General features: G+C 67.3%; 7 protein-coding genes and 1 pseudogene. 5 read left to right on the top strand and 3 right to left on the bottom strand.

Annotated features, from left to right (window positions below; all coding sequences use genetic code 11):
• The first annotated feature begins 57 nt into the window (after positions 1 to 57).
• The 5 genes from I6F20_RS23890 (at position 58) to I6F20_RS23870 (ending at position 9,179) form a co-directional block, all read left to right on the top strand.
• The gene (locus tag I6F20_RS23890) at positions 58 to 780 is read left to right on the top strand and encodes a nucleotidyltransferase family protein (RefSeq protein WP_036024455.1); all 723 of its coding nucleotides are present in this window, start codon (positions 58 to 60) and stop codon (positions 778 to 780) included.
• Positions 781 to 977: 197 nt separating this feature from the next.
• A complete protein-coding gene (gene addB / locus I6F20_RS23885) occupies positions 978 to 4,121 on the top strand; it encodes a double-strand break repair protein AddB (RefSeq protein ID WP_225128052.1) in 3,144 nt (1,047 codons plus the stop codon).
• Complete coding sequence (gene addA / locus I6F20_RS23880) at positions 4,115 to 7,624, top strand: double-strand break repair helicase AddA (RefSeq protein WP_225128051.1); 3,510 nt, start codon at positions 4,115 to 4,117, stop codon at positions 7,622 to 7,624. The genes addB and addA overlap by 7 nt, the downstream gene beginning before the upstream one ends.
• Before the next feature lie 70 nt (positions 7,625 to 7,694).
• A complete protein-coding gene (gene trxA / locus I6F20_RS23875; RefSeq protein WP_008540017.1) occupies positions 7,695 to 8,015 on the top strand; it encodes a thioredoxin in 321 nt (106 codons plus the stop codon).
• A gap of 156 nt (positions 8,016 to 8,171) precedes the next feature.
• Complete coding sequence (locus I6F20_RS23870; RefSeq protein ID WP_225128106.1) at positions 8,172 to 9,179, top strand: ATP-dependent DNA ligase; 1,008 nt, start codon at positions 8,172 to 8,174, stop codon at positions 9,177 to 9,179.
• Positions 9,180 to 9,278: 99 nt separating this feature from the next.
• On the opposite strand, the pseudogene I6F20_RS23865 reads toward I6F20_RS23870, so the two are convergent.
• From I6F20_RS23865 to accD, 3 genes and pseudogenes are all read right to left on the bottom strand, one after another.
• Positions 9,279 to 10,016 (bottom strand): annotated as a pseudogene (locus I6F20_RS23865) (metallophosphoesterase family protein); the annotation flags it as partial.
• A gap of 104 nt (positions 10,017 to 10,120) precedes the next feature.
• Positions 10,121 to 11,464: a bifunctional folylpolyglutamate synthase/dihydrofolate synthase gene (locus tag I6F20_RS23860; protein WP_225128049.1), complete on the bottom strand. Its 1,344-nt coding sequence runs from the start codon at positions 11,462 to 11,464 to the stop codon at positions 10,121 to 10,123.
• Positions 11,461 to 12,402, bottom strand: coding sequence for an acetyl-CoA carboxylase, carboxyltransferase subunit beta (gene accD / locus I6F20_RS23855; protein ID WP_225128048.1), 942 nt, complete (start codon positions 12,400 to 12,402; stop codon positions 11,461 to 11,463). Before accD ends, I6F20_RS23860 begins: the two co-directional genes overlap by 4 nt.
• Between the last annotated feature and the right edge of the window lie 77 nt (positions 12,403 to 12,479).

Raw genomic sequence — 12,479 nt, 5'->3', positions numbered from 1 at the left:
AGATCGAGCCTCGTGTTAGGATTGCCGCGAACGCGAAAGGTCCTGAGAAGGGGAAGGATGTCCGTCAAGCCGACCAAAGCCATGGTGCTCGCCGCAGGGTTTGGCCTGCGCATGCGCCCCCTGACGGACAAGATGCCGAAGCCGATGGTGCCGGTCGCAGGCCAGCCGCTGCTCGACCACGTGCTCGACAAGCTCGGCCAGGCCGGCGTGACCGAGGCGGTGGTCAACGTGCACTATTTGCCGGACCAGATCATCGACCACGTCGCATCACGCCAGCTTCCGCGCGTGACGATCTCCGACGAGCGCGACCAGGTGCTCGGCACCGGCGGCGGCGTCGTCAAGGCGCTGCCGCTGCTCGGCGATGCGCCGTTCTTCCACGTCAATTCCGACACGCTGTGGATCGACGGCGTGCGCTCCAACCTGACGCGGCTCGCCGAAAACTTCGATCCCGATCGAATGGACATCCTGCTCCTGATGGCGCCGACGGCGACCAGCATCGGCTATGGCGGCCGCGGCGATTACGGCATGCTGCCCGACGGCGCCTTGCGCAAGCGCAAGGAGAAGGAGGTCGTTCCGTTCGTCTATGCCGGCGCAGCGATCATGTCGCCCGCGATCTTCGTGGACGCACCCAAGGGCGAATTCTCGCTGACGAAGATGTTCGATCGCGCGGGCGAGCAGGAACGGTTGTTCGGCCTGCGCCTCGACGGCGTCTGGATGCATGTCGGCACGCCCGATGCCGTGCACGCCGCGGAAGAGGCGTTTTTGGAGAGCGTGGCGTAGGGGCTGCCTCGAAGAGGCCGTAGCCCGGATGGAGCGTAGCGTAATCCGGGGCCTCTCGCCGCGGAGCAGCATCCCGGATTGCGCTGCGCTCCATCCGGGCTACGAACCTCGGCGAACAGCGGGGACGACTCCTCCTCCACCCATGACCATTTGACCCCGCCTCCCTATATTGCCTGATCCTTCGAATCAGGCAGCCCATGCGCGTCTTCAGCGTTCCCATCTCAGTTCCGTTCCTGCGCACGGTCGTCACCGCCCTGCTCGATGGGCGGCTGGTGGAGGGATTCGAGGCGCGCAAGGAACCGGCGCGGCTGGCGGACGCTACGCTGTATCTTCCGACGCGGCGCGCCATGCGGGTCGTGCGCGAGATCTTCCTCGACGAGATGAAGGCGGATGCCGTCGTGCTGCCGCGCATCGTTGCGCTCGGCGACATCGACGAGGACGAGCTCGCTTTCGCGGGCGAGAGCGAGCAGTTCTCCGGGACCGCGCCGCTCGACATTCCGCCGCGCTTGGGCGAACTCGAACGGCGCCTGACGCTGGCGCAGCTCGTCGCCGCCTGGGCGAAGGGCCCGGTGCTGGCGCCGCTGGTCGTCGGCGGTCCCGCCTCGACGCTGGCGCTGGCGTCCGATCTCGCGCGCCTGATCGACGACATGGTGACGCGCGGCGTCGACTGGAGCGCGCTCGACGGGCTGGTGCCTGACAACCTCGACCGCTACTGGCAGCACTCGCTCGAATTCCTGCGCATCGCCCGCATCGCCTGGCCCAATCATCTCGCCGAGATCAACCGGATCGAGCCGGCCGCGCGGCGCGACCAACTGATCGAAGCGGAAGCCAAACGGCTGATCGCGAATCCGCATGGCCCCGTCATCGCGGCCGGCTCGACCGGCTCGATGCCAGCGACCGCAAAATTCCTGCGCGCGGTCGCTTCGCTGCCGCACGGCGCCGTGGTGCTGCCCGGTCTCGACACCGATCTCGATGAGGATGCCTGGCGCAGCATCGGCGGCAGCAGGGACCTCTTGGGCATCACCGAGAATCCGGCGTCGAACCATCCGCAATATGCGATGCATGCGCTGCTCGATCGCTTCGGCATCAAGCGCAGCGATGTCGAGATTTTGCAGCCGCCGGCGGAAGACGGCCGCGACCTGCTCGCGTCGGAATCGATGCGGCCGTCCGCCAAGACCGAGGTCTGGCACGACCGGCTGAAGCAGCCCGATGTTGCCGCGAAGATCGCGGGCGGCATGAAGAACCTCGCGGTGGTCGAAGCGCCCAATCCTGAAATGGAAGCGCTCGCCATCGCCATCGCCATGCGCGAGGCCAGACACCTGGACAAATCCGCGGCGCTGGTCACGCCCGACCGCGCCTTGGCGCGGCGGGTGATGGCGGCGCTGACCCGATGGGATCTCGCCTTCGATGATTCCGGCGGCGACGTCTTGATGGAGACATCCGCTGGCACGTTTGCGCGCCTTGCGGCGGAGGCGGCAACCAAGGGCCTGGAGCCGCCGACGCTGCTGGCGATGCTGAAGCATCCGCTGTGCCGGCTCGGCCGCGCGCCGGGCGCGTGGAAGATGGCAATCGAGAGCCTGGAGCTTGCGCTGCTGCGCGGCACGCGCCCGCCGGCAGGCACGGCCGGCCTCCTGCGCGAGTTCAACCGCTTCCGCGAGGAGCTGGCAAAGCTGTGGCGCAGCGAGGTCTCCGCACTGCATCGCGCCGAGCCGCGGGCGCGTCTCAAGGCCGAGGATCTCGATCGCATCCAGGCTCTGATCGACGCCCTGCAAAAGGCATTGGCGTCGATCGAGAGCCTGCCGCCGGCGAAGCCGTATGATTTCGCGGAGCTTGCGCATCGGCATCGCGAGATCATGATCGAGCTGTCGCGCGACGATCAGGGCATTCCGCTCGCCTTCGAGGATCGCGATGGACTCGCGCTCGCCGGCGCCTTCGACGATCTCTTGCGCGGCGGCACGACCAGCGGATTGATGGTGCAGCTAGCGGACTACGCGGGCGTGTTCCAGACCGCCTTCGGGGACCGCGCGGTGCGGCGGCGCGACAGGCCGGGCGCACGGTTGCAAATCTACGGCCCGCTGGAATCGCGCCTGATGCAGGCCGACCGCATCATCGTCGGCGGCCTGATCGAAGGTGTCTGGCCGCCGGCGCCGCGCATCGATCCCTGGCTGAGCCGGCCGATGCGGCACGAGCTCGGGCTCGATCTGCCGGAGCGCCGCATCGGCCTGTCCGCCCATGACTTCGCGCAATTGCTCGGCGGCGACGAGGTCATTCTCACTCATTCCGCAAAGGCCGGCGGCGCGCCGGCGGTGGCCTCGCGCTTCCTTCATCGGCTGGAGGCGGTGGCCGGCGATGAGCTCTGGCAGGCGGCCGTTCGCGCCGGCGAGACATATGTGCAGTTCGCTTCGGCGCTCGACCAGCCCGACGAGGTCAAGCCGATCAAGCAGCCGGAACCACGGCCGCCGCGCGCGACACGCCCGCTCAAAATGTCCGTCACCGAGATCGAAGACTGGCTGCGCGACCCCTACACGATCTACGCCAAACGCATCTTGCGGCTCGATGCGCTCGATCCCGTCGACATGCCGCTCTCGGCCGCCGACCGCGGATCGGCGATTCACGATGCCATCGGCGAATTCACGGAAAGCTATGCGGCGCGTCTGCCCGACGATCCCGCGCGGGTGCTGCGCGCGATCGGCGAGAAGCACTTTGCACCGCTGATGGAGCGGCCCGAAGCACGGGCGCTGTGGTGGCCGCGCTTCCAGCGCATCGCGCGCTGGTTCGGCGAATGGGAGACGGCGCGGCGCGAGGCGATCGCGGCGATCGTCGCGGAGACCCGTGGCGAGATCTCGTTCATGCTCGATCCTCAGCGCAGCTTCCGCCTTTCCGCGCGCGCCGACCGCATCGAACGCCGCCAGGGCGGCGGCTACGCCATCCTCGACTACAAGACCGGCCAGCCGCCGACCGGCAAGCAGGTCCGCATGGGCCTGTCGCCGCAGCTGACGTTGGAAGCCGCGATCCTGCGCGAGGGCGGTTTTCCCGACATCGACGCCGGCGCCTCCGTGAGCCAGCTCGTCTATGTCCGCCTCAGCGGCAACAATCCACCCGGCGAGGAGCGCATCCTCGAGCTCAAGTTCAAGCCGGGCGACGAGCCGCAGCCGCCGGACACCGCGGCCGCCGAGGCGAGGGCAAAGCTGGAAGCGCTGATCCGCGCCTTCGAGGACGAGAACCAGGCCTATACATCGCTGAACCTGCCGATGTGGGCGAATCGCTACGGCACCTATGACGACCTTGCCCGGATCAAGGAATGGTCGGCGGCCGGCGGGTTGGGGATCGAGGAATGGTGAAGGCGCCGCGTCCCATCCCCGACGAGGTGCGCGCGCGGCAGGCGCGCGCATCCGATCCGACCGCGTCGGCCTTCGTCTCGGCCAACGCCGGCTCGGGCAAGACGCATGTGCTGGTGCAGCGCGTGATCCGCCTGCTGCTCTCGGGCGTGCCACCGGAGAAAATTCTCTGCATCACCTTCACAAAAGCTGCCGCCGCAAACATGGCCGAGCGCGTGTTCACCACGCTCGGTCATTGGGTGACGCTGGACGATGACGCGCTCGACGCGGCGATCCGCGCGGTCGGCATCCCGCATCCCGGCGCAAAACTGCGCCGCGACGCGAGAAAACTGTTCGCCTGCGCGCTGGAGACGCCGGGCGGGCTGAAGGTGCAGACCATCCACGCACTGTGTACCCGCCTGCTCCAGCAATTTCCGTTCGAGGCCAACGTTCCCGCACGCTTCGCCGTGATCGACGAGCGCGACCAGACCGACATGATGGAACGCGCCAATTTGAAGGTGCTGCTGGAAGCCGCACGCGATCCGGAGAGCGTCACCGGCCGCGCGCTGCTGACGGCGATGGCGAGCGCCGCGGATGTCACCTTCAAGGAGGTCGTGCGCGAGGCGTGCCTCAGCCGCGATCATTTCATGGCCTGGACCGACCAGGCCGGCAATGCGGAAGCCGCAGCGGCGCAGATGGCTGCGGTGCTGGGCGTTGACATCGGCGACCGTATCGAAGCCGTCGAGACGGAAATTCTCGACGGCCCGTTCCTGCCGCGCGCGCGCTGGGACGACATTGCCTTCGCGCTGGAGGACGGCAGCAAATCCGACAATGACCAGGCAGGGCGGCTGCGCGCGGCAAAGGTGTTTTCCGGCAGCGATCAGGTCGACGCCTATCTGTCCGTCTTCCTCACGGACGACAAGCTGCCGCGCAAGGCAGTGCTGACCAAGAAGTTCTGCGATCACAATCCCTCCGTGGCCCGCCTGTTCGAAGCCGAGGCGCAGCGCCTTGCAGGGCTGATCGAAAAGCGCCGCGCCGTGACGGTTCGGGACCGCACCGCGGCCCTGCTGCATATCGCGACAGCGGCCGCCGCGAATTACCGCCGCGAGAAGCAGGAGCGCGGCCTGCTCGACTACGACGACCTCATCGACAAGACGCTGGCGATGCTGGACCGCATCGCCTCGGGCTGGGTGCATTACAAGCTCGACCGCGGCGTCGATCACGTGTTGATCGACGAGGCGCAGGATACCAGCCCGCGCCAATGGGACATCATCGCGCACATCATCTCCGAGTTCACCGCCGGCGAAGGCGCGCGCGAGGGGCTGAACCGCACCATCTTCGCCGTCGGCGACGAGAAGCAGTCGATCTTCTCGTTCCAGGGCGCAGCTCCCCACGAGTTCGACGCGCGCAGGCGCGAGCTGCATCGCAAGTTCACCGCCGCCGGCCTGAAATTCGATCCGGTCGCCTTCACCTATTCGTTCCGCTCGGGCGCGACGATCCTGCATTCGGTCGACCACGTCTTCCGCGATCCCGCGATCTACAAGAGCATCCATTCGGTCGAGATCGGCCATCCCCTGCACAATTCGCTGAGCGATGCCGGCCCGAGCGTGATCGAGCTGTGGGATCTCGCCGAGGCCGACGATCGGCAGGACATCGAGGGCTGGCGTGCGCCATTCGACGGCGTCGCCGTCACCAGCCCCGAGGTCAAGCTTTCCCGACGCATCCAGGCCGAGATCAAGCGGCTGGTCGAGAGCGGCACGCTGACCGGGCACGAGGGCGAGCGTCGTCCTCTTCGCTATGGCGACATGCTGATCCTGGTGCGCCGGCGCGGCAACGCATTCGACGCCGTGATCCAGGCGCTGAAGCACGCTGGTATCCCGGTCGCCGGCGCCGACCGCCTCAAGCTGACCGAGCACATCGCCATCATCGACCTGATGAACCTGGCCGACGCGCTGCTGCTGCCACAGGACGATCTCGCGCTCGCGGTGGCGCTGAAGAGCCCGCTGTTCGGGCTCGATGACGACGATTTGTTCACTCTCGCCTGGGACCGCAAGGGCTCGCTGCGCCGCGCGCTCGGCGAGCACGCGGCCACAAGCGAAAAATTCACCACGGCGTTGCGTCGCCTGGAAGCCTGCGAGATCCGCGCCCGCGACGAGACGCCGTTCGCGTTCTACGCCTGGCTGCTGGGCGGCGATGGCGGGCGTGCGCGCATCCTGCGCCGGCTCGGCCACGAGGCCAATGACGCGCTCGACGAATTCCTGGAGCTCGCGCTGAACTACGAGCGCAAGGCGCCGGCTTCGCTGCAGGGCTTCATGGCCTGGCTCCGCTCGGCCGACACCGAAGTGAAGCGCGACATGGAGATCTCGCGCGACGAGGTGCGGGTCATGACTGTACACGGCGCCAAGGGCCTGGAGGCCTCGGTCGTGTTCATGGTCGACACCACGTCTTCGCCCGCGGACTCGCAGCGGCTGCGGCTGATCCAGGTACCGCGCGGCAATGGCGGCGAGGTCGTGGTCTGGGCCGGACGCAAGGCCGACGATCCCAAGCCTGTCGCCGAGGCGCGCAAGGCGATGCTGGAGGAGACCGAGGACGAATATCGCCGCCTGCTTTATGTCGCGATGACGCGCGCGGCCGACCGGCTGATCGTCGGCGGCTGCATGCCCGGCAACATGAAGACGGTGCGCAAGCTGAGCTGGTACGACCTCGTCGACACCGGGCTCAAAGGCTCGGGCCTCGACAAGCAGGTGATCGAGACGCCGCTCGGCAAGGTCACCCGGTTCGCCCGTCCTGAGGACGTCGCGGCGCTGGGCGCGCCGGCGGCCTCCGTGCACCAGACCATCGCGCTGCCGGAGTGGCTGCGGACACCGGCCCCGCGCGAGACCATCGACGAGGATCCCGTGCGCCCCTCGGGCCAGCCTGCCGAGGAGGGCCGCAGCGTCCGATCGGGCGAATCGGTGCAGTCGCGCGCGCTGGCGTTGCAACGCGGCACGCTGGTGCATCGCCTGTTGCAATCGCTGCCCGAGATCGCCGGCGAGCGCCGGCGCGAGGCCGCGCTCGGCTTCATGGCGCGCAACGCCGCGGACTGGCCGGAGGCCGATCGCATCGCACTGGCCGACAAGGTGCTCGCCCTGATCACGGAGCCGCGTTTCGCGCCCGTCTTTGCCGCCGGCAGCCGGGCGGAGGTCGCGATCGCCGGGCGGCTGGAGCGGCCGGGCCGCACGCCGGCCCTGGTGTCGGGGCAGATCGACCGGCTGGTCGTGCGCCCCGAGGAGGTCCTGATCGTCGACTTCAAGACCAACCAGGCAGCGCCCAAAAGCGCGGCCGAGGCGCCGGCGACCTATGTCCTCCAGCTTGCGCTGTACCGGGCGGTGCTGTCGCGGCTTTATCCCCAAAAGCCGGTCAGGGCCGTCCTGCTCTGGACCGAGGCCCTTGAATATATGGAGATTTCGCCCCCCGCGCTGGACGCGGCGCTGGCATCCCTTCATCTCGGTGTGAGCGTCCTTGACCCGGCAAGGGGCCGTTCATAGGTTGACCGCATGATCCCGGGCGCGATTCCAGGTCGCGCCGATTCTCTTTCAACCGAGTGAGGTACTCCCAATGGCCGTTAGCAAGGTTTCCGACGCCGATTTCGAAGCCGAAGTGCTCAAGGCGAACGGCCCCGTGGTCGTCGATTTCTGGGCCGAATGGTGCGGCCCCTGCCGCATGATCGCACCCGCGCTCGACGAGATCGCCGGCGCGATGGGCGACAAGGTCAAGATCGTGAAGCTCAATGTCGACGAGAGCCCGAAGACCGCCTCGAAGTACGGCGTGATGTCGATCCCGACCCTGATGATCTTCAAGGGCGGCGAGATGGCCTCGCGCCAGGTCGGCGCCGCGCCGAAGGCGAAGCTGCAGCAGTGGATCACCTCCGCGGTCTGATCAACTGGCCAGGATTATTGGCGCAAGATTATTTTCGACAACGGCCGGCGAAAGCCGGCCGTTTGGCGTTGATGGGACGTGTTCAGCGTATGACGAGTCCCGCCCTTGCCTGCTCCTCCCCGAAAGCGCGACCGCAAGCCCACCGCTCTCGCCGCAATGGAGGCGCGCTCGGTCGACGCGATCCCGCGCGGCGGTGAATGGCAATATGAACCCAAGTGGGACGGCTTCCGCTGCCTGTTGGCGCGCAACGGCAGCAACGTCGACCTGCGCTCCAAATCCGGCGAAGACCTCGCGCGCTACTTCCCGGAAGTCGTCACTGCTGCCTTGGAGCTGAAGGCCGACCGTTTCACGCTCGACGGCGAAATCGTCGTGCCGCACGGCAAGAGCTTTTCCTTCGACGCGCTGCTGCAACGCATTCATCCGGCGGCAAGCCGCGTGAAGAAGCTCTCGGTGGAGACACCGGCGCTCTACCTCGTCTTCGATCTGCTCGCGACATCCGGACAGAAGGGCCTGGCTGAGAAGACGCTGCGCGAACGGCGGCCGGCGCTGGAAGCCTTCGCGAAAGCCAACCTCAAGGGCAGCCTCTTCCGTCTTTCGCCGACGACGACGAGCTACGCCACAGCCAAAAAGTGGCTCGCGCAATCCGGCGGCGGCTCGGACGGCGTCATCGCCAAGCGCATCGATCTGCCCTATCAGGCGGGAAATCGCGACGGCATGCAGAAGATCAAGAAATTCCGCAGCGCCGATTGCGTGGTCGGTGGCTTCCGCTATGCCACCAACAAGATCGCCGGCCGGAACGTCGTCGGCTCGCTGCTGCTCGGGCTCTACGACGATGACGGCCTGCTGCATCACGTCGGCTTCACCTCGGCGATCAAGGCGGAGGCGAAGCCTGGTATGACCGATCGGCTCGAAGCACTGATCGGCGAGCCCGGCTTCACCGGCAACGCGCCGGGCGGGCCGAGCCGCTGGTCGACCGAGCGTTCCGCAAAGTGGTGTCCGCTCAAGCCGAAGCTGGTGATCGAGGTCTGCTACGACCATTTCAGCGGCGAACGTTTTCGCCACGGCACCTCGATCCTGCGCTGGCGCCCGGACAAGGCGCCGCGGCAATGCACATTCGAGCAGCTGAAGCAGAAGGCGGCCGATCCGATGAAGCTGTTGAAGTAGCCCGTAGCCCGGATGGAGCGGAGCGTAATCCGGGAATCATGCCCCAAGCAACGATGGCCCCGGATTGCGCTCCGCTCCCTCCGGGCTACGCAGCAACACCTTGATCCACCCCGTCGCCAGCGCGTTCGCAAGCTCCGGCTGACCATTGCGCCGCGCCAGCGCGGCCATGGCTTCGTGATCGTAGGCGACGTGGCGGAACGTCACCTGCCAGGCAGCATCGACGCGTTCGAGGATCGCATAGCGCGCGTGCGGCGTGCCGGCCTCGACGACATGCGGGTACGGATGCTTGTCGCGAAAGCCAGGGCTGCCGACGCTGCCGGGATTGACGATCAGCCGGCCATCACGCAGGCGCACCGCGCGGGCGAGATGGGTGTGGGCGCACAGGATCAGCGATTGCGTGATGCCTTGGGCGAGTGGCTCGATGTGGTCGAGCGCGGACAGCGCCACCGTGCCGTCGGGATGCACGCTGTCGAGCCAGTACACCTCATCGCTGCCGGGCGTCGCGTGGCAGAGGAACACCTGGTCGCGGAAGACCCGTGCCATCGGCTGCGCGCGCAGCCAGTCGAGGTGCACAGCGTCGAGCTGTTCGTAAGCGGGGCGATCCCACGAGCCCATTTTCTCCGGCGGACGGTCGAGCAGATAGCGGTCGTGATTGCCTAGGACGTGCACGGCATCGAGCGGCATCAGGATCTCGATGGCGCGGCGCGCATCGAGCGGGCCACTCAGCATGTCGCCGAGATTGACGATGTCGGCAATACCGAGCGCGCGGATGTCGGCGAGCACGGCCTCCAGCGCGAGATAGTTTCCGTGGACATCGGCAATCGCGGCGAAGCGCATTGGCATTTCCTGTAGCCCGGATGGAGCGCAGCGTAATCCGGGACCTTCCTTGCTTGTGGCACGATCCCGGATTGCGCTTCGCTCCATCCGGGCTACGGCAACCTCTATGCAGGCGGCGTGCCGTTGATGGCCAGCACGTGGCCGGCGAGATACAGCGAGCCGGTGATCAGGATCCGCGGCGGCAACTCGTAGGCGAGCTGCGCCAGCGCGCGCAGGGCGGCCTCGACGCCGGGGGCGGGCTCGACGCGCATGCCGAGGCTGCGCGCGGCATCGGCGAGACGGTCGACCGGCATCGCATTCTCCGTGTCGGGAATCGGCACTGCGATGATGTGACGGGTGAGGCCGGCGAAATTGGCGAGGAAGGCGTGCGCATCCTTGTTGGCCATCATGCCGGCGATGATCACCAGCGGCCGCGACACCCGCTCCTCGAGGTCGCCGAGCGCGGCCGCCGCAACGCGCCCGCCCTCGGCATTGTGGCCGCCGTCGAGCCAGATCTCCGAGCCCTGCGGACCCCAGGACAGCAACTCGCCCGAGGTGAGGCGCTGCATCCGCGCCGGCCAGTCGGCACCGACGATGCCGGCCTCGAACGCGGCGTGGTTGACCTTGATGGTCGGCAGCGCACGTAGCGTCGCGATCGCAAGCCCGGCATTGGCGAATTGGTGGCGGCCGAACAGACGCGGCGCCGGCAGATCCATCAAGCCGCGGTCGTCGGAATAGACCAGACGCCCGCGCTCGACATTGACGTGCCAGCTCTCGTTTGCGGCGAACAGCGGCGCACGCATGCGCCTCGCCTGCGCTTCGATCACGGCCATCGCCTCCGGCATCTGCTCGGCGCAAATCACGGGCACGCCGCGCTTGATGATCGCGGCCTTCTCGCCGGCAATCGACGCCAACGTATCGCCGAGGAAATCCATGTGATCCATGCTGACGGGCGTAATCACAGAGGCCGCCGGCTGATCGACCACGTTGGTCGAATCCAGCCGGCCGCCGAGGCCGACTTCGAGCAGCACGATGTCGGCCGGGTTCTGCGCGAACAGCAGGAAAGCGGCCGCCGTCTTCAGCTCGAACAATGTCGCGGCCTCGCCGGCATTGACGCGCTCGACCTCTTCCAACGCCGCGCGCAGCTCGTCGTCGCCGACGAGCACACCGCCACTGAAGCGGCCGAGCCGGAAGCATTCGTTGATGCGGACGAGATAAGGGGACGTATAGGCGTGGACGCGCAGACCTGAAGCCTCCAGCGTCGCGCGCAGGTAAGCGAGCGTCGAGCCCTTGCCGTTGGTGCCGGCGATGTGGATCACCGGCGGCAGCTTGCGCTCGGGGTGGCCGAGCCGAGCGAGCAGGCGGTGCATCCGCTCCAGCCCGAGATCGATTCGCTTCTGATGCAGGGCCGACAGCCGCCCGATCACTTCATCGAGCGGTGTCTTTGCACTGTCAGGGGAGGCGTTCACGCGTGCGGCGCAGCCGGCGCCGTGTCGGCGGCCGATACGATCTGCGCCGGGCTTGCGACCGGCTGCACGGACTTCGATGCACCCTCCTGCGCCGGCGCCTTGGTCAAGAGGCGGCAGAGCCGCGCCAGCGTCGGCCGCAGTTCGTGGCGATGCACGACCATGTCGACCATGCCGTGCTCCTTAAGGTACTCGGCGCGCTGGAAACCTTCAGGCAGCTTCTCGCGGATGGTCTGCTCGATCACGCGCGCACCGGCAAAGCCGATCAGCGCGCCGGGCTCGGCGATCTGGACGTCGCCGAGCATCGCATAGGACGCGGTGACGCCGCCGGTGGTCGGATTGGTCAGCACGACGATGTAGGGCAGCTTTGCCTCGCGCAGCATCTGCACGGCTACGGTGGTGCGCGGCATCTGCATCAGGGACAAAATGCCTTCCTGCATGCGGGCGCCGCCGCTGGCCGCGAACACGATGAACGGCGACTTCTTCTCGACCGCGAGCTCCATCCCGCGCACGATGGCTTCGCCCGCGGCCATGCCGAGCGAGCCGCCCATGAAGTCGAAATCCTGCACGGCGACGACGACGGCGGAGCCTTCGAGCTTGCCGTAGCCGACCTTGACCGCATCGTTCAGATTGGTCCGCGCCCGCGCATCCTTGACGCGGTCGACATATTTCTTCTCGTCGCGGAACTTGAGCGGGTCAGGGGTGACCTCGGGCAGCGCCACGTCGAACCAGGTCTCGTTGTCGAAGATCGACTTGAGCCGCGCGACCGCGCCCATGCGCATGTGATAGTTCGAGCCGGGGATGACGAACTGGTTGGCCTCGACGTCCTTGTAGAACACGAGCTGTCCGGAATCCGGGCACTTGATCCACAGGTTCTCCGGCGTCTCCCGCCGCAGCATGTTGCGGATCTTCGGCCGGACCACGTTGGTAAGCCAGTTCATGGTTTGCTCCGATGTGCGATCCCGCCGGGAATCGCCTGAAGGATATATGGCGGCCGGACATCTGCCCGGCAAGCCGC

The sequence above is a fragment of the Bradyrhizobium sp. IC3123 genome (assembly GCF_020193625.1).
Lineage (GTDB): Bacteria > Pseudomonadota > Alphaproteobacteria > Rhizobiales > Xanthobacteraceae > Bradyrhizobium > Bradyrhizobium yuanmingense.
This window is presented reverse-complemented; position numbering and strand designations above follow the sequence as displayed.